Source organism: Arthrobacter sp. UYNi723 (assembly GCF_054057635.1).
This window is the reverse complement of record NZ_JBSRZM010000005.1, coordinates 186,618-210,883: the sequence shown is the minus strand read 5'-3', so window position 1 is coordinate 210,883 and position 24,266 is coordinate 186,618. Positions and strand designations below refer to the sequence as shown.

Genomic DNA, 24,266 nt, shown 5'->3' with positions numbered 1-24,266 from the left:
CACTCCTTTTAGCACCGTGCATCCAGCCCAGCATGGCGCTCGTCAGAGTGCCGGTGATGAAAAAAATGCAGCCCACAGGCTGCAATCTTCTGGACAACTGTGGCCACCTTGCGCCCAGGAATGACCAGCAACGGGCAGTGAAAGGGCGAGTAACACCGCGATTCCAGCGCAGTACACCAGAACCAGCGCCGCCAGGCGCGAAATAGCGCGGTTAGCCCGGAATCGGCCAGTGTTTGGCCCGCCGATGGTCAGAAATTGCCCACAAACCGCCCGCTGTTGGTTACAGCTGATTCAGCCGACCAGATTGCGGCCACTTTCGGCCCAAAATAGGCCGTTTGTGACCCTAAATGGGCTGGTGGGACCACGGCGGTAAGAATCAGGCTACAAAGTGGCCACTATGTGGCCGGGCGGGTGCGCCACCCGCCGACCGGAATAGTGCGACATTTGCACCAGTGACTCTGCGGCTGACCGGTACCCTCCTCGTTTGCTGATAGAAATGAGACTTGGTGCCCGTGCCCGCGGCGATTTTCTAGGAGTGTCATGTCCAAAAGCATGTTCGAGGTCTACTTGAACGAGGTGACGGACGAAGGGCTCCGAGCAAGGCTGAAGGCCGAATTCGAGCGCACTACCAAGAAGTTCGGGCTCGTCTTTGAACGGCACTCTCCAGAAGGCATTCGGATGCCCCAGGCCCAGGTTCGCCGAGGTCGCACAGTCATCCGCGAAGCGGACGGCACATTCCACAAGGTCCGTGCCATCAGCGGCGACGCTGTGACTCTTGCAGACGAGCACGGAAACGTGATCGAAGAGAAGCTCTCGAACGTAACCGCTGCTCGGCAGTTCGGTGAAGTGGTCTTCCCAGGTCTGAAGACCGTGGGTTCCGTGCGCACCGGCAATACCGAAGATCCCGCCCATGTGGTGATCAACGGAGAGAACTTCCACACCCTCGAAATGCTTGGATACACCCACCGTGAATCTGTGGATCTGATCTACATCGACCCGCCCTACAACACGGGCAACAAGACTTGGCAGTACAACGATCATTACGTCGGAGAGCAGGACACCTTCAGGCACTCGAAGTGGCTGAGCTTCATGGAACGCCGGCTGACGCTTGCCAAGAAGCTGCTCAAGTCCACGGGCGTCATCATCGTGGCCATCGGCGACGAGGAACACCACCGGCTGCGGATGCTCATGGACCAGGTCTTCGGCGACAACAATTTCCTTGCCAACATCATCTGGCAGGGAAGTGGAAAAAATGATTCCCGGTACACGGGAGGTGGCGTGGATTACATGCTCGCGTACTCCAGAAGCGAGAGTGCACTGACCGACGCAGACACCCGTTGGTTGGAGTCTAAACTCGGAATCGAACTTTCCGAAGAGGCAGCAGCCGCGGCGTGGGCGCAGGCTGATGGTGATACACAGCTTGCGACAAGTCTTTTCCGGTCTGCTCTGAGGAAACTAAAAGGACAGCTTGAGCCAGCAGTCTTTCGATATGACCAGATTGATGACAACGGTGAGGCGTATCAGCCGACTGATTTGACGAGCCCCAACCCCCGGCCGACGCTTCGATACGACATAGCTCATCCCGTCTCTGGCCTGCCTGTCAAAGCACATGCAAATGGCTGGCGCTACTCGCGCGACGCAATGGACAAGCTGATTGAGGAAGGGAAAATCCTCTTCGGTTCAGACGAAAAGACTGCACCGCGCTTCAAACGATACCTCCGGGACCAGGGCTCCCAAGTTCCCTACCCAACTTTTACGCAAACTCGAATGCCTGGCTCAAAGCGTCTTGAAACAATCCTTGGAGACAAACGCTTCCCCAATCCCAAAGACCCTGAGGTCCTCATGCGCTGGTTCCGCATGGTGGCCCCCAAAGACGCCGTGATCCTCGACTTCTTCGGTGGCTCGGGCACAACCGCCGAGGCCGTCATCCGGCTCAACGCCGAGGACCAAGGCGCCCGCCAGTGCATTCTCGTCACGAACAATGAACTGTCAGCCAAGGATGACGCCGCGCTGCGCAAAGCCGGCCACGGCCCGGGCTCCGCCGAGTACGAAGCCCAGGGCGTTTTCCACAACGTCACCAAGCCGCGCGTCGAGACAGTCGTTACAGGAGTGCGCCAGGACGGCTCTACCTACTCTGATGGTCTGCCAGCCAACGTGGAGTTCCTTGAGCTCGCCTATCTGGAGGAGAGCCGTGTCCACGCAGCTCTGGAGTACGAACGCCTCGCGCCATTGTTCTGGCTGAAGTCCGGCGCAGTGGGCACCGTGGTGCAACGCACCGAAGATTCAGCCTATGAATGGAACGAGGAGTCCTCGATGGCCGTCCTGTTTGATGCCGGGAAGGCAACTGAATTGGCAGAGGTCCTTGCCACCAAACCGAACCGGGTCAAACACGTCTTCATCATCACCGACTCTCCCGAGCAGGGCGACCTCGCCGGGGAGGCGTTTGGCGACGAGATCACCGTTGAGCCCATCTATGGCTCCTATCTTGACGCCTTCCAGATCAACCGGAGCGATTCGTGAATTTCACCCTTGCCGACTACCAGGCCGACGTTGTTGAGGAAGCGCTCAACGAAATCAGCATTGCCGCCCAACGGCTCCGCTCCAACAGTGATCGCAAGACGGCGATCGGCATCAGTGCTCCGACCGGCGCGGGTAAGACTGTGATTGCATCGGCTGTTCTGGAGGGATTGTTCTTCGGAAGGGAGGACTCCGAACCGCGGTCGGAAACCACCATTCTGTGGCTGACCGATGATGCGGAACTCAACGAGCAGTCCCGCAAGAAGATCAAGGCGTCCTCGGACCGGATCAACATGAACATGCTCCGGACCGTCGAAGCTGGCTTCGACCAGGCTGAGTTCAGCCCCGGGCTCATCTATTTCCTGAACGTCCAAAAGCTCGGAACCGGCGCTACGCGTCATATCCAGACTGGCGACGGGCGCCGGTATTCGCTGTGGGAAACCATCGGAAACACCATCAAGCAACGCGGCAGCGGCTTCATCATCTTGGTCGATGAGGCCCACCGGGGAGCCACAGACCGGAGCCGGCCGACGATCCTGCGACGAATCCTTGACGGCGCCACCATCGAGGTGCCGGGAGGCAACGACACTTTCCGCACGATCGTGAACCCGCCGGCGCCCGTCGTGATCGGGCTTTCGGCGACGCCGAAGAAATTTGAGGAGGCCATGCGCGGTGCCTCCGGTCGTTCCCTGGTGCAAGTGGTGGCCGATGTCCAAAAGGTACGCGCCTCCGGTCTCATCAAGGAGCGCATCAACGTCAGCTACGCTGTGGACGACCAGCCCAGCGATGACACCCTGATTCGTCAGGCTGTAGCTGACCTGGACCGTTCCGACCGGCAGTGGCAGGAATGGGCCCGTGCCACGGGCGCTTCGTCTTATCCGGTGCCGCTCCTGGCCATCCAGGTTCCGGACCTAACGTCGGCCGCCAAGATCGGCGAGATCGTCCAGACACTCACCGACGCCTCCGACGCTTTTGACGACGCAGATTCCGTGGCCCACTCGTTCGGCGAGCACGCACCCATCACGACCACCACCTGGTTGAGCGGTGTCGAGATGCCCAGGGTGGTCCAGTACATTGCCCCGACCTCGATCTCGCAGTCAGGGAATCTGCGTGCGGTGATCTTCAAGCAGGCACTGACCACCGGCTGGGACTGCCCCAGGGCCGAGGTCATGGTGTCGCTGCGGACCGCGCAGGAACACACGCAGATCGCCCAGCTCATTGGTCGGATGGTGCGGAACCCCTTGGCCAAGAAGATCGAAGAGCCGGAATTCGACGATTTGAATGCGGTGGATCTCTACCTGCCGCACTTCAACAAGGTTGAAGTGGCGATGGTCGTGAAATCCTTCATGGATTCGGCGGACATCGAGGTTCCGGTGCAGTTGAATCCCAAGCGGATGACGCGAAATCCGGATGTTACTGAAGCCGTCTGGGGTGCCATCGCTGGGCTGACTCGGGAGCAGAAGCCGGTACGCCGGTTCAGCTCGAACGTGAATCGCCTGGTGCGACTGGGCACTCTGCTGGACAACTCCGACTTCGAGCACCCCGGAGGGTCTTCCTACACCGAGGAATCACGCAACGTGGTCGTGGAGACCCTTGCCTCTGTGTTCAGCCAGAACAGGGTGGCCATCGACAAGGTCGCTGCTTCACTGCTCGAAGTGAGCTTTGAAATGGCCACCTTCGACCAGTACAGCGGCGCCAACACCGGGACCATTTCACGTACGGCTGCTACCAGCCAGAAAAACCTGCGTCAGCTCCTGGAGGAGGCTAAACGACGGCTCCCCGACGCCGCCGCAGCCTGGTACAGCACCTCCTTGGTTATCGCCGGGGAACTGGAGTGGGATGAGGTGGTCGTCCGTACTGTCGCCCTGGCACGGTCCGCCGAAGCACGGGAAGCGCTGGAAGCCCAGTGCGGCTCGCGCGTGGAATCCTGGCGGCGCAACACGGCCGGCTCGGTGGCCCGCCTGAAGCCGACGCAACGCCACGAATTTGAAACCATCTTCGCCCCCATCGGTTCGGCATTGACCAACCCCCTCGGTATGCCGGAGACGATCTCCCAGAAAACAGAGATCCTGAACAAGGACACCGGGCTGGTCGAGGAGCTCCCGCTATATGCGGATCATCTCTACGCGCTGCCAGACACCAAGCTGTTCCCGGACACCTTCACCGGATGGGAGGAGAGTGTCCTGGAAGCAGAGCAAGCTTCTGGCACGCTGTTGGGCTGGTACCGGAACCCTGTTGGCGGCAGCCACGCGCTGTCTGTGCACTATCTGGATTCCGAGGTGTCCAAAAACCTATACCCGGACTTTCTGTTCTTCCACGATGACGGTGATGACGGGGTAGCCATCGACCTGGTGGACCCGCACAATCACTCGTTGGCGGACACTGCACCAAAGTGGGCTGCCTTGGCGCGGTACGTCCGAGAGCACGATGGGGATTTCCGCCGAGCTGCGATTGTCATCAAGGACGCTGGGGGCGTACTGCTGGCCATCCAGCTATCCGGCCAAACCGACGACACTCTAGAGAAAAAGTTGGCCGAGGCAACATCCAAGGAAGCCATCGAGCAGCTATTCCGTGAGCTTGGCGGGGTTTATTAGTAGAGGATTTCGTTTTCAGGCTGGTTGCTGGAGGTTACCCGAGTCCAGTCGCACCCTGACCCACGGCTTCCCATGCCCGGAAACAGTGACCCCATCGGATGCTGACGAGCAAACTCGCTGGTGACCTAAGACTAAAGAGTTCGCCGAGAAGCGCCTGCAAGCCTGGAGCACACCCCGATCGACCGTTCCGGGAAGCCCTGACCACACCTCGAACTGCCCACCGGCAAAGCCCGCATCACTTCCGGTGTGGGCCCCTCCGGCGCACAATAGCTCCATGAAGGCACTCCGCTGGAAGCGGCGGCAGAGCCAGTGCGTGGCACTGATTGGGCCCCCGTTAGCAGTCCAGCGTCTATGCGATAGCTAATTTGTTCTCTTGCGTCCAGTTTTCCCAGTAGTGGTTCGGCGTCATGCCGTTCAGGGATCCGTGGGGCCGTTCATGATTGTAGATAGCTTTCCATTCCTCGGCCAAATACTTGGCTTCGGCCATGGTGTCCATGATTTCTCCGGCGAGTTGTTCCCTTCTGAACTGGGCGTTGAATGATTCGATGAAGCCGTTCTGCCAGGGTGATCCCGGGTCGATGAAGGCGGTGTCCACGCCGGCGGTGTTGCACCAGTCGATCAGCGCGGCCGCGGTGAATTCGGGCCCGTTGTCGCACCGGACGTAGGTCGGGGTGGTGCCGGTTTCGGCGATGATGTTCTCCAGTACCGCGACCACGTCGGCGGCCTTGAACGACCTGCGCGGGATGATGGCCAGGGCGGTGCGGGTGTATTCGTCGATGACGTTGAAGAAGCGGATGTGCCGGCCGCAGGAAGTCACATCGGACTGGAAGTCGAAGCTGACCACGTGCATCGGATATTCGGCCGTGAGACGCTTCTGCTCCCCGGCTCCGGGCCCGGTCCGCCGCTTCTTCCGCGCCCTGGGCTTGCAGGTGAGTCCTTCGTCGCGCCAGAGCCGGCGCACCCGCTTCCTGTTCAGTGCCACGCCAGCCCACTCCGGCTGGGCGAGCAGGTGCCAGCGGGCTTTCCGCCATCCCCACGCCGGGTGCGTCACCGCGACGGCGCGCAAAGCTGCACGGAGCCGTGCTTCCTCGAAGCCCATGTCGGGCTTCTTCTTGCGGAAGGCTGACCGGTTCTGACCGATGACCTTGCAGGCGAAGCGTTCGGAAGCCCCAAACTTCTCCACCGCCATGCGCACGGCACGGCGGCGGGGTTCGGGGCTCAGAATTTTCCCTTGGCCACCTCGTTGAGGATGTCGATGGCCAGTTCCTTCTCCGCCAGCAGCCGCTTGAGCCGGGCGTTCTCCTTCTCCAACTCCTTCGTCCGTTTGGACGCCTCGGCGTTCTTCTCGGACCCGTACTGGGTCAGCCACCGGTACCAGGTCGCCTCGGTGACCTGGAGCTCCTTGATGACCTCGACCATCGGGTGGCCGTCATTGAGCATTTTCTGGCCCTGCCGGACCTTCGCGATGACCTGCTCGGGGGTGTGTCTGCGTGCCATGATTCGTGAATTTCCTCCTGTGTCCATTCTCGGACACGAAACTCACACAAACACTGGACTTCTACCTGGGGACCCAACCAGCACCGGTGCAGGGTTCTTCACTTGCCGCACACATGACCGCCACAACAGCCGCCGCACCGACAGTAACGACTTCCGCCCAGCGCGCGGCTGCCGGCCGCCAGGCCATTGCAGATTGCCTTGAAGCCTTCGAGGACCTCCGGGGCGAAGGAGACCGCGAACTCGTAGAGCAGGCCGCCGCGAATGATGAAAACGTCCTGAAGGCGTTAGACACGGTCGGCGAACTCACGGCCGACCAGGCACCTTATCTCGGGAAGTTCCTCGCAGAGCAGCTGTTCGAGGGCGCTGTTGAAGCCGAGTATCAGAGGCAGCTGGACTCTTACCGATCTGCACGCCCGGCAGCCTTCATAGATGAAGACGCCGACCTGGCCTACGAACCGACAGATCCCAAGCACTCCGGCTTCCTGGATCGCGCCGGCGCCTGACAGCGTCCAGGCGCACACAGAAGTGGCGACCCTTGCTTCCCGAAGGAACAAGGCCCGCCACTTCTTAGAGGAACATCCTAAGCTTCTCTGTTTCCCAGCCTAGCCGCTTGCGCCACTTGTCCGACCACGAGTTCCCAGGCGGAAACCACGTCAACCGAGAAGAGTGAACGGAACGATTCTCCACGGTCATAAGTGATAGTAAACTACCGATAACAGCGATTATGTCAACCTAAATCGGTTGATAGTTTCGTTCACCGAATGACGATACAGGTCAAGCACAGGCAGGCGAGTTCATCCACCACTCCCCCGCGTACTGTGGTGCTTCCTCGTAGGGCAGGGGGTTCTGGCGACCGCGTCTGGCGCGATGCTGTACTGAGTGCCTCTTAGGGTCACTTCATGGTTGTGTTCTCAACCTATTGCGCTCGGATCTCAGATGAATTTTTGGTGCTGCGCGTGCACCGGTTAGATGCTTGGGCGGAACACATGTCAGTCTGGATACTCAAGACTCTGGGATAAACTTCTGGGGACCAGTCTACTCACTCATGCGTGGCACATGCGTGACCCGAGTTTGGGGGGAAACATGTCTGTGCGTTTTAGGAAACCTCCCAGCGGGGAGCGGGTAACGCCCGAAGCGGTTGTCGAGGCACTCAACCTGGGCGAGAACGTCACGTTCGAGGAGCTGCTGGCTATTGTCACTGAGGCTCACGGAAAACCGATCGTGCTCAAGGACATCGAGAATTCCCTGATCCCCACGGTCACGGGTCTGTGGGTGGAGAAGGATACGAAGTCGATCATTCTCCTGCCCTCCGGCGACCATAAGCTGCACCGCATCCACGCCGCGTGCCACGAGTTCGGGCACATGCTCCTGGGGCACGACGGCTGTGGCGGCCCGGAAGTAACCATGCCCTCGATTTTCAAACACATAGGCGGCCGTACGGGCATCAAGAGAATGCTGGCCCGGTCCCTGGACTGGAACGACACCGAACGCGCCGCTGAGCGCGTTGCCTATCTGCTGTGCCTGGCGCTTCTGCCGAAAGAACCCCAGAGCCCCAACGAATTCGAGCGAACCTTCATATGATCTCCCTGCAAACGTTGCCGGCTCTGGTTCTGTGGATCGTAGTGGCCATCCGGCTGATTGGCCTGCGCTTCGGCTGGCAGCTGGGCATTCTTCCGGCGATGACAATGGTGGCCATGGGCGCGACCCTGAACATCGACGAGGTGTACCTGGCCGTCGATCCCCTCCTGGGGAGCGTCAACATCCTCAATCTGCTCGTCCACCTGCTCATGGGGGCGGGCATGACCGAATTGAGCCGCCTGCTGCTCCAGGCAAGCGGCCGGGCCGGCCGCTCCAATATGCACGTCAAGATCCTGTTCGCGACGGGGTTGGTGCTGTCCGCGGTGCAGGTGGTGCTTCTCGCTGTCTCGGGCACCCAGGGCTCCGCGACCAATTTCACTGACACGTTCGGCTCAATTCCCACTGTTGCCCTGTACTCGGCAACCTTTTTCGCCTGGATAGCGATCGTCCTGGGATACACGGGTGTGGAATGTCTGCGCCGTGACAACAGCGGCGAATCCCGATCCTTCGCGATCGGCTTCAAGATCCTCAGCCTGGGATGCCTGGCTGGTCTCTTGGCCATTTCCGTGAAGATGCTGCTCATCGGGCTGGAACTGGCGGAAGTCCACGCCGGCTACATGTCCGCGCTCTATCTCGCCTACCGCGTACTCATCGCGCTGACGATCCTCGGCTTCGCGCTGGGCTTCATGCTGCCGTCCTACGGGCGGATCAAAGACGCCTTCGCCTCACGGAGCCAGCGAGCGAAGGCCCTGGATTCGCTGCGGCCCATTGTGCGGCGGCTGATCCAGACCCCGGAGGGCAAGCGGTCGATGGAGGCCGCCAATATCGACCTGAAGGCCCGCACGTCCAAGGTCCAGGTGTATCGCTGGTTCATCTTCATCGGCGACATCAGGGTGCTTGACCCCGATCTGCTCTCCGCGCAGGAGACCCAAATGATTGACGAGATAGGCAAGAGAATTGAACATCACGGATCAACGACCCGGTATACCGCGGCTCGCGTCTAGCTACGTCTCAAAGTTCCTGCCGCCGGCCCTGGTGCTGGCGGTCGTGGTTGTCCTTTCCGGAATCAAAGCCGGGCTGGATCTGCTGAGCGTCACAGTGCTGCTGCTGGGCATCGCTGTAGTCCCGGGGCTCATCTACAAGCGAACCAAGACCCTGTTCCGGGACCGCGGCATTGCTGATCACTGGCGGACCAGCCTCGTGGCCGCGCTGATGTTCGTGGGCACAGTGGTTTGCTATCTGATCGCTGTACCGGCGCCGGTTCCCGCCACGGTCGGAGCACTGTTCGTGGGCAATGCTGGCCTCATCTTCTTCCGCCGCTGGCTCAACGTGTCCGCACATGTGTCCGTGATTTCTTTCGGCATTCTGTGGATAATCGCGAACTTTGGGAGTGGCTGGTCTGCGTTATTGCTATTATCGCCAATAATGCTTATCAGTCGGGTGTCCCTCGGGGAACACACCTGGCGGGAGGCGATGTCCGGCGCATCACTCGGGCTGGCAACTTTCTGCTGCTTTCTCGTGGCCACTACTTGGAGTTGAATTTCGTGAACGAATTTGATCTTTCCCCGCAGCGTGCTGCGGGCATACGACGGGCTGAAACGCTTGCCAGGAAGATCAATCTTCTTCTGGACGTCATCATGTCCGATACAGGCAAGCCCTTCGAGTACCCGGAGATCCGGGACGCTGCGCAGGAAGCCGGCTACTACCTCTCCCGCACCAGGTGGACCCTCCTCAAGTCCGGTAAAGAACAAGTCGTCCCTGAAGATGCACTGCGGGCCATCGCCGGTGTCTTCGATGTAGATCCCGAGTACCTGATCCAGGAAGACGGCAAGCTCCCCGAACGGGTGGAAGCCGAGCTGGAGCTGCTGCGCAGCCTGCGGCGTGCAGAAGTGCGCAACTTCGCCGCTCGCGCGCTGGGTCCAGTAGACCCTGAAGCACTCAGGGCCATCGCCAAGATCCTGGATGAGAGCTAGCCCCAGGCTACGAACCGATGGATGAAAAACAGATACAGGACATAGCCGACCAGGTTATTGCCGCTCTACAGCATCTGGCGCCTGCGGAACCGTCGGTGTTCGCCAACATCGCCGCGCTCACGCCCTTCGCAGCTCTGACAGCCGCTATCGTGGCCGCCGTTGTTGGCTACAAGAACCTGAATCAGCAGCAACGCGCTTTGAAAGAGAGCGTGAAAAGCAACGCCAGAAGTCTGAATCAGAAGCGCCAGGCTGACGCCCGCAGTGAATGGTGGAAGCGCACGCAATGGGCCCTGGAAGCCGCAGCCTCAGACGATCCACGAATGTACGCCTATGGCGCCGGGATGCTCGATCTCCTGGCCCAGAGTGAACTGGCAGGCCCCAAGGACAAAGAGCTTCTGGATGCGGTGTGGGAAGGCACGGACACCGAGATGCAGGACGAGGACATCGAGCAGCTCATCAAGGACGCCAGTGAGCAGGAAGACCTCACGTACGAAGAACTGCTGTCGTTGATGAGTTTTGGCCCGGAAGATGTTGCCGCTCTAGAGCACCTCAAAGAGCAAGCCAAGAACATCTCAGTCGAGGACATGGAGAACGTTCTTAGGCACTACCGAGCCATAAACGATCAGGAAGACGAGCAAGAGGTTCTTGATGATCCTGAGCCCTCAGAGCCTCCAGGCGGGTTCGGCGGGCTTCCTGGCAGATTCCGCGGGCTTCTTGGAAGGTTCCGCCGGCCCCGGGCGACAGCACCCGTAGACGATTCATCGAGTCCAGATAATAATATGAAGGACAGTAAGGAGGAAGAAGATGGCGACTATTCGCAGGAAGTACGATCCGAAGCGTAAGGACCAGGTGTTTGATACGCTGCGTCGCGAAATCCTTGCGGCCCGTCTGAAGGTCACTCTTGATCAACAGCTTCACAGGCCGACCTCCATCACTGTGAAGCGTTTGGCTGGCATGAAACTGCCGCCGACCATCAGAACGAACCCAGCTGACCAAAACCCTCTGATCACCCACTAGGGACACAGACAAAAAAGAAGCCCCACCCGGATGACCCGGATGGGGCTTCTTCGTTTCAGTCGATCCTGGTGTCCCTGACACCGTTGCGCCAGTCGCCCACTTTGGCGGAGAGGACTCCCCCGCCCTCGGTGACCATGATGACCTGCTGTTCGCGCAGGTGTTGCTCGCCAGGCACGATGATGACCGCCTGCCGGTAGTTCCAAAAGACTTCGGCTTCTTCCTGCTCGATCGGTGTGCGGAGGCCGGCGATGATGTGCTGCACCTGCTCTTGCAGCTCCTTGGAGGGCGCCTCGATCATGGGCGCTGTCTCGTCCCCTTCCACGGTCAGCCCGACGCTGACGTTCTCGATGTGGAGGGTATAGCCGCCGCTGGCGTCCTTGTTGCGGTCGACGTGCAGCGTCAGCGCAGTGGCGCCTTCCTCGTCGTCGAAGTCGACCTTGCCGTAGTCCTCGGGCGTATTCCGGGGCCAGGGATGTGGCTCCAGGCGGTCACCGGTGTCGTAGGGCGTCAGTTCAGCCAAAGTGTCAGTGGCCGGGGATCTGTGTGTCATGGGCTTCTCATTTCGTAGAGGGCAGCTGCTTGCCTTGGTTCCCCCGGAACCGGCTTTGCCGGTGACTGCGTACACTTCCCGTATGGCTGCACGGCGGATGAACCGCATTCTGAAGATCACGCTGATCGCACTGGCGTCCATTGTGGTTGTAGCGGTCGGCTTTGCTGCCATCTTCGCCGGGGTCATTGAATCGGAACGAAGCTCCGCGTCGCAGAAGACCGTACCAACGACGCGCCCGACGGCTTTTTCATCCCTTGAGGTGGTTCGCCCGACAACGGTACCCAGGACCGCCTCTGCCGTTCCTGTGCCAACAACGGCACGAAGCCACACGGCCCCGGAACCGACTGCATATGCCCCCGAGATCCCCCAAACCGTTCAGGCACAGGTCCCGGCCGTTCCCGCTGCTCCCCGCGCGTCGGTTGCCCCGCCGCGGGCAACCTGTCCTTCCGGTGCCGTGACCGCGGGTCTGGACTCCATCACTTTCGAATGGCCTTACTCAACTCTTCCCAATGAAGTCACCGTCGTCGGACGGGGTACGCTCCACAACGGAACCAGCGCTGCCATCAAGATTTCCGAATACGACGTTCCCGACTTGGACGGACTGGACAGCAAAGGGCAGATCGCCGCCATCGAAACGTACGGTGAATACGATTGGGCCCCACCGCCGGGCGTCCCCAGCCGGGGGTACTTCGTGCTTCAGCCCGGCGAGTCTGCGACGTACACGGTCAAGGACGCAACCCTTGGCTCAATGATCGTTTCCGTTACTCACTGGTACTCCGCAACAGAGTCAGGGTCGGTCCAGATGTACTACGACACGGCCAGCAGTCTTTGTAGCGTCACCGGCATGGTGGACGGCACCGGCAAGGCCATCGCCAACACGTTCACGCCGAAGGTGTAGCCAGCGCCGGGGGGACAAAACGAAAAAAAGAACCCCCCTGCGCCGAAGCGCAGGGGGTTTCTCCCGCTGTTTGAGAGCTATTTAGTTGTAGCGGAGGTGGTCCGTGCCAAGAGCCAATGGGGGGAAGCTGTCCAGCCCGGTACCTCTCGCACTTTCTCTCCCGGACCCGGCTTTGCCGGGTCGCACTTTTCGCTGAGAAGCATTCTCCGGCCGGTGGCACAGCCTTATGTGGAGATGTCGTTCATGGATCTCACGGTCCACTCCCCCGTGTTCTGGTCCCGTACCAGAACGAACGTGACCAATTCTGCTTCTTCAGCGTTCGATCCCTCGTGGGCCTGGAGCTGCCACACCTCGATGTCGATCTTGAACGACTGTCCCCGCGGGATGGATGTGACCAGCTCCCACCAGGGTGTGCGCTCGAACCACCGCACAGCGTCTGTTGCCACCTGCCAAGTGCGCCCCTGGAGCACAAACGACAGCGGAACGCCGTCGGGCGCTGGGCTGACATCCACACTTTCCATGGTCCCAACGCTACGCGGGCTCCCCTGTTGGTCTGCTGAGGTTTGGCACTGACGCAGCACGATTTCTCTACTGCGCTCTTTACTTCGTCTCTGATGCGTCGTTACTGCCCGACTCAGGTGCGCTGTAACTGCGGTTGTTAGGTGCGTAGTTACTCGCTCTCTACTACGTCGCAACTTTTGCGCTAACTCTTCATCAAAGTGCAGCGTGTAATGCGCGACTCAGCTATGTAGCTAATGCGCCGTTAGCGTCTGATTACTTTGCTTATGCTCCGTAGCTGGTCTGCGCCTGCTGGTTGTCTAACGCATAGCTACTGCACTCTTACAGCGTCTTCAGTGCAGAACAGGTGCACAGTAGGATCACTGTGACTTTGGTGCGACACCACAGCGAATGTACTGCTGAGCTGCATTGGCTGCATTTAGGATTTGCACTATGGATTCGACAACTACCTCCCACACGTTGTCGCCCGCCGTTCTCCTGGCGTCGCGACGCACCATCTGCATCTCCAACGGCAAGGGCGGCGTTGGCAAGACGACCGTGACCACCAATCTGGCTGCTCTCCTGGCGGAAGCCGGCTACAGGGTGCTTGTCGTGGACCTGGACTCCCAGGGCGACACGTCGACCAACCTTGGCATCATCAACGATGACCGATACGACCATGGCGAAGCATTGGACATTGCAGTCCGGTATGACAAGGTTCCAGCGCCAATCAAGGATGTACGGCCGGGCCTGGATGTTCTTGCCGGCGGCAAGTTCACAGCACAGCTCATGGACGCCTTCCAGGGAGACGCCTCCCGTCAGGGCAAGATGCGTGGGGGAGTGGCCCGGACGTTGGCCAAGATCGCCCCGAACTACGACATCGTCCTGATCGACACCCCTCCTTCTGAGGCTGGTTGGACTGCCATCGAAGAAGCGATGTTGGCTTCTCGTTGGATTCTGGCTCCGGTGAAGCCTGAGCCGAAGTCAATCCGTGGTCTTCAGTCTCTTGCCCGTCGTATCCTCAGCGTTCGGAATGACAATCCAGCCGTCTCGCTGCTCGGTGTCATCCTCTTTGGCATTCCCACGAACGCCACCAACGTGGACAAGCAGGCCAGGACTCTGTTGCAGGAGTCCCTGGACGGCATCGCGCCTGTGTTTGAGGGCAGCATCCGCGACGTCGTGGCTGCTGACGCAGACGCCAGCTTCCGTGGTCTCGCGGCCCATGAGCTAGCCGCCAGGGCGGCGACTCAGTCACCGTTCTGGCAGCGGCTGCGCAACAAAGGCAAGAGCACCTCTGATGAACCCCGAATCGCACAATCGGCAGGCAATCTGGCTGAGGACTATATGCGGCTGACGGAGCAGATCGTCCACGAGCTCCAGGCTCAGGAGGAAGCGCTTGACGAGGACCTTGAGGTGGCCGCGAAGTGAGTATGCCCTCCAGTCCGGGAAAGATGGATCTCAGCGCACTCAGTGGCCTGAAGAAGCGCGCCCTGCGTCCGGTGCCGGATTCTGTGGATGCCGCCCCGATTGAGCCCGAACAGCTGGCACCTGCACCTGAAGTGCCTGCAATATCACCTGAAACAGCCCCTGTAGCTGTGCCTGAGCCTGTACAGGAGGTTCCAGACGCTCCACAGGAGCCTGGGTCGAATACTGCGGCGGTCGCGTCAGCAGTGCAGCCCGAGCAGCCCGAGGGCGGCTCCGTGGACCAGTCGGCTGCACCTGTTGCTGCCGCCACCGCTCCAGCGAACACAGCGACGATCGAACCTGCCGCAGAGGAACATTCAGGGCACGTCACGCTCTACCTGCCCAAGGACCTGAACCAGTGGCTGGGGGAGCACCACGACAGCACCGGGATCTCGTATCCGGGAATTGTCCTGAACGCGATCAGCTGGGCCGCCGGCGACAATCGGTTCGGCCAGATTTTCGCGCCCGTGGACAGCCCGATCCCGGCCAACGACATCTTCGGACGGGCACCTGCGATCCCCAAGCTTGCCCGTGGGTCAATTGATCCCGCGACCAGGCCAATACGATTCCGTAAAGACCACATGCAGGTGATCATCAGTCTCGCCCGCACCTGGACGGCTGACAACAGGAATGCTTTCTTCGTGGGAGTTCTCACTGCGTACCGGGGGCAACTCCAACAGGAACAGCAGGCTACCGAGTAACGATCCGCCCTACGTGTCGCGAGCCGGGCCCTCGACTTCGCCCGCGGGTCGCTGGCGCGGGGTACGGCGTTGTTTGGCCGCTGTCTCACGGGTCCGGATCAGTTCGTCGCGTAGTTGGTCGACTTGGCGGCCGTAGGTGGTGTGGAGGTCCTGGACTCGCTGCTCTCCATGGGCTCGTTCACGCTCAACGTCGGCTCTGGCCGCTTCCCGTTCGGCGGTTACCGTTGCCAGGTTGCCGCGCAGCTCGGCTACTGTGTCACGGGCGCGCCCGACGTCGGTCCGGGCGCTCTCAAGCTGGCCCCGCGCCTCTTCTGTGGCGGCGTCTGCGCGGTCGGCTCGCGCCTCCTCAGCCCTGGCACGGCTCTCGGCGGCGCCTGCACGATGCTCTGCCTCCGCACGGGAGCGTTCCTCAGCCTCAGCCCGTTGTGTCACTGCATCACGTTCCAGCTCAACCTGTCCCAGGTGAGCGCGGGTGGACTCCAGGTCCCTGCGTAGCTGCTCAGCTTCGGCTTGAGCCCGCTCCCGCTCTGTGGCGGCAGCCTCACGAGCCTCGGCGAGCTCTGACGCAAGCCGGCTCTTCTCCTCGCGCTCGGTGGTCAACTCAGCGTTGACGCCGGACAGCGCCTCAGCCAGTTCTTCACTCTTTCGGGTGGCTTCCTCGGCTGCGGCGTCCGCTTCGTCCTTCTCGGCGCCAGCCCGGCGCTGAGCCTGCTCGGCACGGGCGGCCCGGGCGTTCGCGGTAGCCACCTGCTCGGCGGCTTCGCTTGCTACTGATTCGATCTGTGCCTCTGCCGCCTCGGGGTCTCCTACGGTGCGCAGCTCCTCGACCAGCGTTGTCAGCTGCTGCCCGAGGTGCTCGATCATCCCGGTGACCTGGCCGGTGATCTCGCTGGCGCGCTGGCGGGCGGTATCCACGGGCCTTGTCTCGGCGGCGCGGGTGGCGTCCTCACTTAGCCCTTGTCGGGCGCGCCAGGCGGACGCCCTGGTGTGTGCGGGATCGTCACAGTACTCGGGAGGACGGCCGGTGCTGGCCACGGAAGCCATGACGGGGCGCTGGCACCCCGGGAATCGGCAGGTGCGCTCTTGAGTGATGTTCTCAGTCATGCGCAAATACTACCGTCCCTTGTTACGAAAGACGATAACGAAACGAAAGACGAAACACGTAAGCCGGGAACGTTGTTCCACTGAAAAATGAACACCCCCACCGGGATGATCCCGGTGGGGGGTGTTCTACGGTGCGTGGGCCCCGACTGAAAGGTTCAGATTCTCTGCTTCCTGGGCGACGTCGCCTGATGCAGCAGTCCGAAGAGCCAGACAATGAAAATCAGCGTAATTCCGGTCAGGAGCAGGCAGAACAGCATCAGCTGAAAGAGGACACAGACGGCCGCAAGGATGTTCATGGAAGTGCCCGGACGTTCTTCGGGGCGCGCGCGTCAGACATCCTCGTCCCATTTCATGTTCTCGCCGGTACCGTAGTGGATCGTGCGCTGGGCGTTCGTTTCGGTGACGTTGTAGCGGCGGTAGATCGAGCCGTTCTCGATGCCGAACACCCCGTTGTCGCAGGCAGTGCGGACCGCGAAGTTCTCCAGCAGCTTCTGGAGATTGCCGCCCGGGGCAGCGGTGCCGATCCGATGACGGTCGGCGTAGACGGCTTTCTCGTTGTTGTTGGTCGAGGCGTAGTCGATGTGCAGCTTGGCGATGCCGGCGACGTTGAGCAGCTCACCGTTGTCGGTCTGGATGAATGCGGTCATTTTTCGCGGGTCTCCTTCAAGTGGTGGGGGAGTGGGGGGACTGGTGACGCAGTAGTTATGCAGTAGACGGGCAGTGGTGACGCAGGGGATCTCCCGATCGCAGCTGTGCTGGGATGCGCAGGCTGTATCCCGCCCGGTCACTTCCGGGCGAACGCTGACCACGAACGGGCCAATGGCGGGCGCGACGGGTATGTGCGAAGGCAAATGTCCGTGTATGGTCATGCAATAACCATAACCGGCCCGTAGATGCTCAGATATGCGCACTATTGGCCCAATATAGACCCATACGGCTTGATTGCCACGTGGCGGCCGTATATGCTGATAAACAAGCAGAATCGGGCCGTTGTCAGAGCAAAGAATGAGAGGAGGGGCCCATGGCTGATCTTCAGACCACAGCACCGTCAAAGGCAAAGGGCGGCGCCGCAAAAGCTGCCAAACAGCAGCCCCAGCGTTTCCGTGTGAGTGTCCCCGCAGCCGACGAGGCAGTGTTGGCGTGGATGGATTTGCAGGACAATCCTTCCCTGTCCATGCGGATGCTGATCCGGGAGAACATCGAACGCAACGGTTATGTCGATGTCATCAACAGGCCAGTGGTCCAGCTTCCCAAGCGGGGGAGGCCCGCGGGCTCCGAGGAAGAGCTGTCAGATCCAGCAGAGCAGGCAGGCGCACCTCGCGCAGCCGCCCCGACGCTGCCTGTTCACCAGCCGGCCGCTGCTCCCGCTGACCTGGATCTCCGCCAGAAAGAACGTACGGCCCCCGAGCTCCTGGGCATTGCCCTGGAGGACCCGGTCCTCGCCCGCACGCAGCCACCGTCACAGCAGCAAGCACCACAGCAGAACGCAGCGCCCGATTCCTCTCCCGTCCCTTCCGAACCGGAGCAGCCTTCGTCAGGCCAGCTCGAAGTCAACGACATCTTCTCGACGTTGCGGTAGCTCCCGCAGCGGGATCAGCCAGCAGCCACACCACACACTTTCTACGAAGGGATCACCCTCATGACCATCTCGATCAATCTCACCGGCGGAATCGACGTTGGCAATGGTTACGTCAAGGGTCTTATCCGGGGCTCCGGGGCATCCAGCGCCATCAACGTCGACGAGATCGACCTACCCAGCGGCGTGGCGCTGATTACGCGCTCCAATTCGCTGCCGGTCGCAGACAACGAGGCACCGGCCCGGATGGACGGCAACTTCTACAACGAGCTGGACGTGAGCTTCGCATCCCCGTTGATCGGAGACCAGTACCGCAGGCTCTTTGGCACGCGGGCACTGAGTGCCCAGGGTGCCTTTGACGAGTTCGACGTCGTCGGACGCCGCAGCAAGGCCCAGCAGGAGCTAAGCAAGGTCCTGGTCATGGGTGCGTTCGCGGCGAAAGCCCTTCGTGACTACGTTCGGGTGCACAGCTCGCTGCCGCCGGCGGATGAGACTCTGAGCGTGCAGGTCCGGGTGGCACTGGCCCTGCCGATCAACGAGTACATGTCCCACCGCACCAGCTACGCAGCCGAATTCATGACGGGCACGCACACGGTCACCGTTCACAACTTCGAGACTCCGGTCACCGTGAAGCTCAAGTTTGCCGATGTTCAGGTGATCCCTGAAGGCGCATCAGCACAGTATGCGATCACTGCCAAGGGTGAGCCGCTGATGGATGCCATGCTCGCTGACGTTCGCCGCCGCGGCCTGGCCCTGGAGGGCATCACCTCGGGGGATGTGCTGGCCGCTCAGCACACGATCGGCATCGACATCGGCGAGGGCACTGTGAACTTCCCGGTGTTCACCGCAGGAGCGTTCAACGCTGATGCCTCGACCACGTACAACAAGGGCTACGGCAGCGTGCTCACGGATGCGCTGAAGGCAATGGAAGACCGTGGCTTCTCTTCGGGCTTTACCTCCCGCAAGCAGTTGGCCGAGTACTTGCAGGCTGGTGCTTCCCCGCTCAAGCGCAATTTCTACGAGAAGGTCGCCCAGTTCGTGGAGGAGGAGATGATGTTCTTCTCCAAGGAAGTCGCTGAGCAGTTCGGCCGGGTCCTGGCTGTTGTTGGTGCGACCACCGAGGTCGCATACGTCTACGGCGGCGGCGCGGGGCCGGTGAAGAAGCACCTGTACCCGGCACTGCTGGCCAAGGCCACGGAGATGAACTCGGAGGACTCGTTCCCGACGCTGTACCTGGACTCGTCCTACTCCAGACACCTGAACCGCGAGGGCCTCTACATTGCGGCCGAGACCGTGGAGCGCAAGGCTGGGCTGGCACCAGCAGCAGCGCCGGCTGCCTCACGATCCGGTAAGCGCAGCACGGGCTCAAAGGACAAGGAGCTCGCAGGAGCTGCTGTGTAGTGCTCCCGCAGCTGTGAAAAAAGAATCCCTCCCCGGATGACCCGGGAAGGGCTTCTTTGTGTTTGCTCTAGGTAAGGCCGCGGAGGACTTCGGCTGCGGCATTGGCGGCGTCAGCGATGCAGACGAAGCCTTCTGCTGTTTCGAGCGATGTCCACCCTGAAGAGGTTTCCTGTTGCAGGGTGAAGCGGTAGCTGGGGCTGTTGTCCCAGGGGCCTTTGTCGGTGGTTCCCCATTCGGCTTCGATTTCGAGGCGAAGGGTTGGAGCTGCGTGAGTGCACATGGCATGTGGTCTCTCATTTGTTCGTGCTTAGGCGGCGGGTCGGCTGACCCCTTTGAGTGACGTGAGGAGCTCGTCAGTGAGGACGTCGGCAGCCACGTACAGCGGCGCAGACAGATCAACGTGGCGCAAGGCGGCGGCGATGACACCATGGAGCGATTCCCAGGTAAGCCCGGGCCCTTCAGCGGCTACCACTGTGAACTCAATTGGAACGGTCGGTACTGGAGTGTGAGTCATTTTGCTTCTCCTTGAGATGTGGTGACCCGGTTCTTTAGGCTGCGGACTTGTGGCTGGCTGCTGTGGCTTCTGCGGCCTCGGACTGCTGCTTTGCGGCTTTCTGTGCGTCGATGAGGACCAGGCGGGCAACGGTGAATGGTGTGCCTGTTACGGGATGGACGTCGCGGCCTTCCGGTCCTGCGATCCGGAGCCCTTTGAGGGTTGCGTGCACGCGGTAGACGCTCTGGTTGTGAATGTTGGTCCGGACTTCAAGCTCCAACTTCAGTCCCGAAAGGTGCTCGCAGTGCAGAGCCTTCTTCGTTTCCGCGAGGAAGATCATGGCGCGGGCTCTCTCGACCTGCCGGCTGGTGGGTTCGCTGTAGCGTGTCATGGCTCTGCCTTTCAAGGTGTGGTTGGTTGTGGGTGAACCTGCGACGAAAACGAGAACCCCGAAGCTGGCTAGGCCGGCTTCGGGGTTCTCGTATGGAGTTGTCTATTCAGTTGTGGGTCGTGCTGTGCTGACGCTGCTTAGTGAGCAGCTTCAGCGAACGGAGCGTCGTTGTCGTAGGCGCTGGCACCCTTGGCTTCTTCGGCGGCCGGAGCAGCTTCAGCAGCCGGAGCGTCAGCAGCGACGGTGCGCTTGGCCAGACGGGCGTTGGTTGCGCTGCGGGACTCCAGGAAGTTGATGTTGTCGACGACGATCTTGGCAGCCGGGAAGACGGTCTCGCCGTTCTTGGCCTTGTACGACAGCTGCTCGATGTGGGTGCTCAGGGCCACCAGGTCGCCCTGGTGAATGTGGCCGAAGGGACCGAGGCCATCGACCTTGTTGCTGACGAAGGCTTCCACAGCAATGGCGTCAGAGATGGTCTGGCCCTCTGCGTTGCGGTAGGCGCGGTCAGCGTAGACCGTGAAGACGACCTTCTTGGAACCGTCAGTGTTGGCGAAGGCGCGGGGATCTGCTGCCAGGCGGCCGATGAGGTTTCCGTTGTTGAGTGCGTTCGACATGATGATTTCTCCTTGAGTGTGAATTCGGCCGCCACGGATCAGTTCCGTGTAACCAGTGATTTTTGGTGTTCAGGGTCTTCCCCGAGACAGCTGTGCTGACTGGGTGTTTTCTGTTGGTGTTCTTTTGAGCGGAGCGTTGTGCTCCCCTCTCAGTTCCTCTTCCGAAGCAGCTGTGCTGCTCGAATGCTGTTGATCTCTTGCTTTGTGGCTTCTCAGCCCAGCTCGATCAGGGTCGATCCGGACCCGTCCTGAAGACCTGTTGCGAGGTCGTACCAGAAGTTGTTAGCGAGTCGGACCAGGCTCTGTGCCTTGCGGTCGCGCCAGCCGGTGTTGGTGCCCGGAATGTCGCGGCGTTCCAGAATCGTGGCGGTGCCGAGGGCTTCCTTGATGCTCGGGTCGGGCACAAGGGTGTGTGCACCGCGGTATTCGTCGTAGGGGCCCTGGATCTTCCAGGCGGGGTGATTGAGGTTGCGCATGAGCACCACCACGTCGCCGGGCTGGAGCTGTTGCAGGGAGGTTCTGGACATGGTGGTTCCTCTCGTCCGGGGGAGTGGCTGCTGTTTGATGTGTTGTGGGTCCGGGCTGTTAGCCAGGGGACCAGTACCGTCAGGGGGTCTCGAACCACCCATTCATCCCGTGGTGTTCCTGCTTGCTCTGTCAGGGCCCCATGTACCGTGCGTGAGTTTCAGCGCTGTGATGTTCTCTGCTTGGCCTCCTCGTCGTCTCTGGGGGGAGAGACGGTAAGAGGAGGACGCAGGGAGACGGTCAGCGGACTTTCACAGGGTTTGGGACAGCTGGACACCTGTGCTGGCGTCTGCGGGCGTTTATGGTCGCGTGTCGACTGACCAAACCAAACATCCGTGAACCACCGATCTACCGAGCGGGACCTCCTTGAGATCCCTCGCATGTTCTCTCCCGATCCCAGCTCTGCTGAGATCAGGAAGCTTTTGGGGCGTTAGAGCACGACCCGCACTTCGTACGCTGTCGTGGAGAACGGACCCACCATGTGCGAGCCGATGATTTCGACCAGGCCGTCTTTGGCCAGGGATGCCGCGACGCCGGCGCCTTCGCTCCAGTCCTTGATAAAGACGAAGCCGGGGCGGGGAGTGAGTCCGTAGGAATCGAGGTTGACGCTGAGGCGCTCGGGGCCGCCGGTTTTGTTGTCGATGAGTACCAGGGCGTTCTTATCTGCGAGGTAGAGAACGTCGCCGCTGATTTTGACGCCGGGGAAATCAACGGACGCATTCTTGGCGACGGTGATGGGTTGCGCATTCATGATGTTCTCTCTTCTGTAGTCAGGAATTGCCTATTCATGGTTATTCCCGATCACAGCTGTGCTGGGATTGGATTCTCACGACCGCATATTTGCTGCGCATATTCATCGGCAGATAGACACCACAGCACTCCAAACAATGGAGCTGAACACAAAATAGATGCCCCGCCGGCGTAAACCGACAGGGCATCTTATTGGGGGTGAGGGAGGATCTGCATTTACTCAGCCAGGACGCCGGCCATTCCTGCTGTCGGCTTCCCCTTGTAGGGCAACTCCTGAAATCTTCTCGCCCGGTAACCGCGGACATGACGATCTGATCTGGCAATCGTGCAGAGGCGGCTGCCAGCGGGTACCAGTCCCGACAGCACCTCCTTGGCGAAACCGAAACCGGAGTATGTCTTCTCGTACGGGTGCTTGGCCAGATACACAATCTCGTACACCGGCTCGTGGTGCAGGTCCTTCTTCCACGACCGGACGGCCGCAGAAGCCCTGAACCGGCGGATGGGGCGACCGCACATGAGGGCGATGAGGAGGAGCCCCAACACCACAAGCAGAACAGTCAGATCCAGAGGACCCAAGAGGATGAGGAGCAGCCCCGCCAGGACCCAGTGACTGTATCCGTTGCGCTGACCATCAATGCCTGTAATGCCTACAACGACGCGTCGGTTTCGGTGCCACAGACTGCCCTCCAAGGCTGCGGGCACGATGTAGGCAATGTGCCGCGGATAGCCGAGGACTGCACGAACTCTGGGCCACGGCTTCTTAGACCCACAGGCAAAGGCAAGCGAACCGGTCCATGCCAGATGCCAGGCATCAGCCAGCGTGGCCTTCTTGATGTCCACGGCGAGGCCCTCCGGCCCGGGGCGGTTAGTGGACTGCGGCACGGTGCTCTTTGGCGATCAGGACAGCGGCGATCTCGTTGTGCCAGTCCAGGGTGGCGTACTGGCGGGTGATCTCCAGCAGGCTCGGATCAACAAAAGCGTCCGTGGTCACGACCTCGGCCATGCTGCGGATGCTCGCGGCGAGCTCCATGGAAGCCTCGGTGCTGTAGGTGTCCGGTGACTTCTCGACAATGCGGGCGAGGGCTTCGAGGAAGACGACGGCCTGCGCGGTGTTCTGGGTGGTCATGATGGCTCTCATTTCGGTTGGTTTAGGGGTGGTCGGTGAAGAATTCTTTCCCTGCTGCGTCCCAGGAGTAGATGCCGAGCTGTGCGAGCTTCTGTTCGCACCATTGGCAGCTACCGCTCCAGATGTAGGGGTCTACGGCGTGAAGCTTTTCCCTCAGCCGCGTGGAATAGGGAGATGTCGCACCTGACATCCAGCGCACGTCGGGTTCCAGGCGATGCGCCTCGGCGTAGATCCGTTCACCAATTCCCAGACCCACGTAGCTCTCCCACTGGGTGGCCGTACCCGGGTTGTCGGGATCAATGGATCCAATGTTGTAGGGCTTGGAAAACACCGCGCCCATTCCCGGCCTGATCACCGTGAACATGGCTCGCAGACCCGAGGCAATGTGCTGGACGATCATCGCCGGCTGGTTGTCCTTGTTCTGATAGCGCTCATGGGCAAACGCTGTGGATGCAGCGATGTCAGCGCGTTCGGCAATAATATTGAGCACGTTGGACTCGATGAACGGTCCAGATAGACGCTCGGCGACGTCGGGCAGGCTGGAAAGCCTGGAGGAACGCGGGTGCATGTGAAAGAGCACAAGATCGTTCCTCCCCTCCAAGGCCAATTCAAGGATCGCGTCGAAGTGTTCCTGGGCGGCGCGACCATAGGGGTTCTTGTTCGGGATGACGTTTTCAGCTGCCTGATGCCACAGTCTTGATCCGGCCCGGTTTGCCAGGCGCTCCACACCGTCGGGTCCGATTTTCTCGTTGCAGACTGCAATCGAGGTATGCAGCGACGCTATTTCGAGCCGCAGACGGCTACGTTCGCCCAGGCGGTACCACGGAAGCATCGTGCTGGCTGTTTCTGCCTTTTCAAGGCTCCGGATGTGCCCGCCACGGGCGTGGACGGCACGGCATACGTCTTCAAGCGGGTCCATCTGGTTTTCTCCTTGTGTACTTTCTCTGTGTCACGATAACGGCGCTCTGTGTCATTGCCGGGCAAAGAGAAGCCCCGCCG

General features: G+C 60.7%; 29 protein-coding genes. 14 read left to right on the top strand and 15 right to left on the bottom strand.

Annotated features, from left to right (window positions below):
- The first annotated feature begins 540 nt into the window (after positions 1 to 540).
- Entirely contained in the window at positions 541 to 2,520 is a 1,980-nt protein-coding gene (locus ACVWY0_RS06455; protein WP_485835948.1) for a site-specific DNA-methyltransferase, read from the top strand.
- The gene (locus tag ACVWY0_RS06450; RefSeq protein ID WP_485835947.1) at positions 2,517 to 5,111 is read left to right on the top strand and encodes a DEAD/DEAH box helicase; all 2,595 of its coding nucleotides are present in this window, start codon (positions 2,517 to 2,519) and stop codon (positions 5,109 to 5,111) included. The genes ACVWY0_RS06455 and ACVWY0_RS06450 overlap by 4 nt, the downstream gene beginning before the upstream one ends.
- Before the next feature lie 349 nt (positions 5,112 to 5,460).
- On the opposite strand, the gene ACVWY0_RS06445 is transcribed toward ACVWY0_RS06450, so the two are convergent.
- Positions 5,461 to 6,608, bottom strand: a protein-coding gene (locus ACVWY0_RS06445; RefSeq protein WP_485835946.1) for an IS3 family transposase whose coding sequence is annotated in 2 segments (ribosomal slippage) — positions 5,461 to 6,335 and positions 6,335 to 6,608 — 1,149 coding nt in all. Because the reading frame shifts where the segments join, the coding sequence is not laid out codon by codon here.
- A gap of 113 nt (positions 6,609 to 6,721) precedes the next feature.
- Between ACVWY0_RS06445 and ACVWY0_RS06440 the strand changes: the two genes are divergently transcribed.
- From ACVWY0_RS06440 to ACVWY0_RS06410, 7 genes are all read left to right on the top strand, one after another.
- Positions 6,722 to 7,111, top strand: coding sequence for a hypothetical protein (locus ACVWY0_RS06440; protein ID WP_485835945.1), 390 nt, complete (start codon positions 6,722 to 6,724; stop codon positions 7,109 to 7,111).
- A 580-nt stretch (positions 7,112 to 7,691) separates the two neighbouring features.
- A complete protein-coding gene (locus tag ACVWY0_RS06435) occupies positions 7,692 to 8,189 on the top strand; it encodes a hypothetical protein (RefSeq protein WP_485835944.1) in 498 nt (165 codons plus the stop codon).
- Positions 8,186 to 9,190, top strand: a complete 1,005-nt coding sequence (locus tag ACVWY0_RS06430) for a hypothetical protein (RefSeq protein WP_485835943.1) — start codon at positions 8,186 to 8,188, stop codon at positions 9,188 to 9,190. The genes ACVWY0_RS06435 and ACVWY0_RS06430 overlap by 4 nt, the downstream gene beginning before the upstream one ends.
- Positions 9,144 to 9,725 carry a hypothetical protein gene (locus ACVWY0_RS06425; protein WP_485835942.1) on the top strand — a complete coding sequence of 194 codons (582 nt, stop codon included), beginning with the start codon at positions 9,144 to 9,146 and terminating at the stop codon, positions 9,723 to 9,725. Before ACVWY0_RS06430 ends, ACVWY0_RS06425 begins: the two co-directional genes overlap by 47 nt.
- A gap of 5 nt (positions 9,726 to 9,730) precedes the next feature.
- Positions 9,731 to 10,159: a hypothetical protein gene (locus ACVWY0_RS06420; protein WP_485835941.1), complete on the top strand. Its 429-nt coding sequence runs from the start codon at positions 9,731 to 9,733 to the stop codon at positions 10,157 to 10,159.
- A 17-nt stretch (positions 10,160 to 10,176) separates the two neighbouring features.
- The gene (locus tag ACVWY0_RS06415; RefSeq protein WP_485835940.1) at positions 10,177 to 11,001 is read left to right on the top strand and encodes a hypothetical protein; all 825 of its coding nucleotides are present in this window, start codon (positions 10,177 to 10,179) and stop codon (positions 10,999 to 11,001) included.
- A complete protein-coding gene (locus ACVWY0_RS06410; protein ID WP_485835939.1) occupies positions 10,964 to 11,176 on the top strand; it encodes a hypothetical protein in 213 nt (70 codons plus the stop codon). Before ACVWY0_RS06415 ends, ACVWY0_RS06410 begins: the two co-directional genes overlap by 38 nt.
- A 55-nt stretch (positions 11,177 to 11,231) precedes the next feature.
- Here the strand turns inward: ACVWY0_RS06410 and ACVWY0_RS06405 are convergent, their stop codons facing one another.
- Positions 11,232 to 11,726 carry a hypothetical protein gene (locus ACVWY0_RS06405; protein ID WP_485835938.1) on the bottom strand — a complete coding sequence of 165 codons (495 nt, stop codon included), beginning with the start codon at positions 11,724 to 11,726 and terminating at the stop codon, positions 11,232 to 11,234.
- A gap of 82 nt (positions 11,727 to 11,808) precedes the next feature.
- Between ACVWY0_RS06405 and ACVWY0_RS06400 the strand changes: the two genes are divergently transcribed.
- Positions 11,809 to 12,624, top strand: coding sequence for a hypothetical protein (locus tag ACVWY0_RS06400; protein WP_485835937.1), 816 nt, complete (start codon positions 11,809 to 11,811; stop codon positions 12,622 to 12,624).
- Positions 12,625 to 12,848: 224 nt separating this feature from the next.
- Here the strand turns inward: ACVWY0_RS06400 and ACVWY0_RS06395 are convergent, their stop codons facing one another.
- Entirely contained in the window at positions 12,849 to 13,145 is a 297-nt protein-coding gene (locus ACVWY0_RS06395) for a hypothetical protein (protein WP_485835936.1), read from the bottom strand.
- 430 nt (positions 13,146 to 13,575) lie between these two features.
- On the opposite strand from ACVWY0_RS06395, the gene ACVWY0_RS06390 reads away from it, so the two are divergent.
- Positions 13,576 to 14,550 carry a ParA family protein gene (locus tag ACVWY0_RS06390; protein ID WP_485835935.1) on the top strand — a complete coding sequence of 325 codons (975 nt, stop codon included), beginning with the start codon at positions 13,576 to 13,578 and terminating at the stop codon, positions 14,548 to 14,550.
- Between the two features lie 23 nt (positions 14,551 to 14,573).
- Positions 14,574 to 15,287: a hypothetical protein gene (locus ACVWY0_RS06385; RefSeq protein ID WP_485835934.1), complete on the top strand. Its 714-nt coding sequence runs from the start codon at positions 14,574 to 14,576 to the stop codon at positions 15,285 to 15,287.
- A 9-nt stretch (positions 15,288 to 15,296) separates the two neighbouring features.
- Here the strand turns inward: ACVWY0_RS06385 and ACVWY0_RS06380 are convergent, their stop codons facing one another.
- From ACVWY0_RS06380 to ACVWY0_RS06370, 3 genes are all read right to left on the bottom strand, one after another.
- On the bottom strand, positions 15,297 to 16,391 hold the full coding sequence (locus ACVWY0_RS06380) for a hypothetical protein (protein WP_485835933.1): 1,095 nt from the start codon (positions 16,389 to 16,391) through the stop codon (positions 15,297 to 15,299).
- A 155-nt stretch (positions 16,392 to 16,546) separates the two neighbouring features.
- Positions 16,547 to 16,687: a hypothetical protein gene (locus ACVWY0_RS06375; RefSeq protein WP_485835932.1), complete on the bottom strand. Its 141-nt coding sequence runs from the start codon at positions 16,685 to 16,687 to the stop codon at positions 16,547 to 16,549.
- A 33-nt stretch (positions 16,688 to 16,720) separates the two neighbouring features.
- Positions 16,721 to 17,038: a hypothetical protein gene (locus tag ACVWY0_RS06370; RefSeq protein ID WP_485835931.1), complete on the bottom strand. Its 318-nt coding sequence runs from the start codon at positions 17,036 to 17,038 to the stop codon at positions 16,721 to 16,723.
- A gap of 374 nt (positions 17,039 to 17,412) precedes the next feature.
- Here ACVWY0_RS06370 and ACVWY0_RS06365 point away from each other — a divergent pair, with 374 nt between their 5' ends.
- A complete protein-coding gene (locus ACVWY0_RS06365; protein ID WP_485835930.1) occupies positions 17,413 to 17,970 on the top strand; it encodes a hypothetical protein in 558 nt (185 codons plus the stop codon).
- A gap of 60 nt (positions 17,971 to 18,030) precedes the next feature.
- Positions 18,031 to 19,368, top strand: a complete 1,338-nt coding sequence (locus tag ACVWY0_RS06360) for a ParM/StbA family protein (RefSeq protein ID WP_485835929.1) — start codon at positions 18,031 to 18,033, stop codon at positions 19,366 to 19,368.
- A 67-nt stretch (positions 19,369 to 19,435) separates the two neighbouring features.
- On the opposite strand, the gene ACVWY0_RS06355 is transcribed toward ACVWY0_RS06360, so the two are convergent.
- The 9 genes from ACVWY0_RS06355 to ACVWY0_RS06315 all read right to left on the bottom strand — a co-directional run bounded on the left by ACVWY0_RS06355 (position 19,436) and on the right by ACVWY0_RS06315 (position 24,186).
- Positions 19,436 to 19,648 (bottom strand): hypothetical protein, encoded by a 213-nt coding sequence (locus ACVWY0_RS06355; protein WP_485835928.1) that lies wholly within the window; start codon positions 19,646 to 19,648, stop codon positions 19,436 to 19,438.
- A 27-nt stretch (positions 19,649 to 19,675) separates the two neighbouring features.
- Positions 19,676 to 19,882 (bottom strand): hypothetical protein, encoded by a 207-nt coding sequence (locus tag ACVWY0_RS06350; RefSeq protein WP_485835927.1) that lies wholly within the window; start codon positions 19,880 to 19,882, stop codon positions 19,676 to 19,678.
- 34 nt (positions 19,883 to 19,916) lie between these two features.
- Positions 19,917 to 20,252, bottom strand: a complete 336-nt coding sequence (locus tag ACVWY0_RS06345) for a hypothetical protein (RefSeq protein ID WP_485835926.1) — start codon at positions 20,250 to 20,252, stop codon at positions 19,917 to 19,919.
- Positions 20,253 to 20,389: 137 nt separating this feature from the next.
- Entirely contained in the window at positions 20,390 to 20,866 is a 477-nt protein-coding gene (locus ACVWY0_RS06340) for a single-stranded DNA-binding protein (protein ID WP_485835925.1), read from the bottom strand.
- Positions 20,867 to 21,078: 212 nt separating this feature from the next.
- On the bottom strand, positions 21,079 to 21,393 hold the full coding sequence (locus ACVWY0_RS06335) for a hypothetical protein (RefSeq protein WP_485835924.1): 315 nt from the start codon (positions 21,391 to 21,393) through the stop codon (positions 21,079 to 21,081).
- Positions 21,394 to 21,821: 428 nt separating this feature from the next.
- On the bottom strand, positions 21,822 to 22,142 hold the full coding sequence (locus tag ACVWY0_RS06330) for a hypothetical protein (protein ID WP_485835923.1): 321 nt from the start codon (positions 22,140 to 22,142) through the stop codon (positions 21,822 to 21,824).
- Between the two features lie 215 nt (positions 22,143 to 22,357).
- Complete coding sequence (locus ACVWY0_RS06325; protein ID WP_485835922.1) at positions 22,358 to 22,981, bottom strand: hypothetical protein; 624 nt, start codon at positions 22,979 to 22,981, stop codon at positions 22,358 to 22,360.
- Between the two features lie 25 nt (positions 22,982 to 23,006).
- A complete protein-coding gene (locus tag ACVWY0_RS06320) occupies positions 23,007 to 23,267 on the bottom strand; it encodes a hypothetical protein (protein ID WP_485835921.1) in 261 nt (86 codons plus the stop codon).
- A 22-nt stretch (positions 23,268 to 23,289) separates the two neighbouring features.
- Entirely contained in the window at positions 23,290 to 24,186 is an 897-nt protein-coding gene (locus ACVWY0_RS06315) for a hypothetical protein (RefSeq protein ID WP_485835920.1), read from the bottom strand.
- Between the last annotated feature and the right edge of the window lie 80 nt (positions 24,187 to 24,266).

Excerpts from the sequence above, each read along its gene's own strand:
- ACVWY0_RS06455 (WP_485835948.1), top strand. The coding sequence starts at position 541 with ATGTCCAAAAGCATGTTCGAGGTCTACTTGAACGAGGTGACGGACGAA.
- ACVWY0_RS06440 (WP_485835945.1), top strand. The coding sequence starts at position 6,722 with ATGACCGCCACAACAGCCGCCGCACCGACAGTAACGACTTCCGCCCAG.
- ACVWY0_RS06435 (WP_485835944.1), top strand. The coding sequence starts at position 7,692 with ATGTCTGTGCGTTTTAGGAAACCTCCCAGCGGGGAGCGGGTAACGCCC.
- ACVWY0_RS06430 (WP_485835943.1), top strand. The coding sequence starts at position 8,186 with ATGATCTCCCTGCAAACGTTGCCGGCTCTGGTTCTGTGGATCGTAGTG.
- ACVWY0_RS06415 (WP_485835940.1), top strand. The coding sequence starts at position 10,177 with ATGGATGAAAAACAGATACAGGACATAGCCGACCAGGTTATTGCCGCT.
- ACVWY0_RS06410 (WP_485835939.1), top strand. The coding sequence starts at position 10,964 with ATGGCGACTATTCGCAGGAAGTACGATCCGAAGCGTAAGGACCAGGTG.
- ACVWY0_RS06405 (WP_485835938.1), bottom strand. The coding sequence starts at position 11,726 with ATGACACACAGATCCCCGGCCACTGACACTTTGGCTGAACTGACGCCC.
- ACVWY0_RS06400 (WP_485835937.1), top strand. The coding sequence starts at position 11,809 with ATGGCTGCACGGCGGATGAACCGCATTCTGAAGATCACGCTGATCGCA.
- ACVWY0_RS06395 (WP_485835936.1), bottom strand. The coding sequence starts at position 13,145 with ATGGAAAGTGTGGATGTCAGCCCAGCGCCCGACGGCGTTCCGCTGTCG.
- ACVWY0_RS06390 (WP_485835935.1), top strand. The coding sequence starts at position 13,576 with ATGGATTCGACAACTACCTCCCACACGTTGTCGCCCGCCGTTCTCCTG.
- ACVWY0_RS06385 (WP_485835934.1), top strand. The coding sequence starts at position 14,574 with ATGGATCTCAGCGCACTCAGTGGCCTGAAGAAGCGCGCCCTGCGTCCG.
- ACVWY0_RS06380 (WP_485835933.1), bottom strand. The coding sequence starts at position 16,391 with ATGACTGAGAACATCACTCAAGAGCGCACCTGCCGATTCCCGGGGTGC.
- ACVWY0_RS06375 (WP_485835932.1), bottom strand. The coding sequence starts at position 16,687 with ATGAACATCCTTGCGGCCGTCTGTGTCCTCTTTCAGCTGATGCTGTTC.
- ACVWY0_RS06370 (WP_485835931.1), bottom strand. The coding sequence starts at position 17,038 with ATGACCGCATTCATCCAGACCGACAACGGTGAGCTGCTCAACGTCGCC.
- ACVWY0_RS06365 (WP_485835930.1), top strand. The coding sequence starts at position 17,413 with ATGGCTGATCTTCAGACCACAGCACCGTCAAAGGCAAAGGGCGGCGCC.
- ACVWY0_RS06360 (WP_485835929.1), top strand. The coding sequence starts at position 18,031 with ATGACCATCTCGATCAATCTCACCGGCGGAATCGACGTTGGCAATGGT.
- ACVWY0_RS06355 (WP_485835928.1), bottom strand. The coding sequence starts at position 19,648 with ATGTGCACTCACGCAGCTCCAACCCTTCGCCTCGAAATCGAAGCCGAA.
- ACVWY0_RS06350 (WP_485835927.1), bottom strand. The coding sequence starts at position 19,882 with ATGACTCACACTCCAGTACCGACCGTTCCAATTGAGTTCACAGTGGTA.
- ACVWY0_RS06345 (WP_485835926.1), bottom strand. The coding sequence starts at position 20,252 with ATGACACGCTACAGCGAACCCACCAGCCGGCAGGTCGAGAGAGCCCGC.
- ACVWY0_RS06340 (WP_485835925.1), bottom strand. The coding sequence starts at position 20,866 with ATGTCGAACGCACTCAACAACGGAAACCTCATCGGCCGCCTGGCAGCA.
- ACVWY0_RS06335 (WP_485835924.1), bottom strand. The coding sequence starts at position 21,393 with ATGTCCAGAACCTCCCTGCAACAGCTCCAGCCCGGCGACGTGGTGGTG.
- ACVWY0_RS06330 (WP_485835923.1), bottom strand. The coding sequence starts at position 22,142 with ATGAATGCGCAACCCATCACCGTCGCCAAGAATGCGTCCGTTGATTTC.
- ACVWY0_RS06320 (WP_485835921.1), bottom strand. The coding sequence starts at position 23,267 with ATGACCACCCAGAACACCGCGCAGGCCGTCGTCTTCCTCGAAGCCCTC.
- ACVWY0_RS06315 (WP_485835920.1), bottom strand. The coding sequence starts at position 24,186 with ATGGACCCGCTTGAAGACGTATGCCGTGCCGTCCACGCCCGTGGCGGG.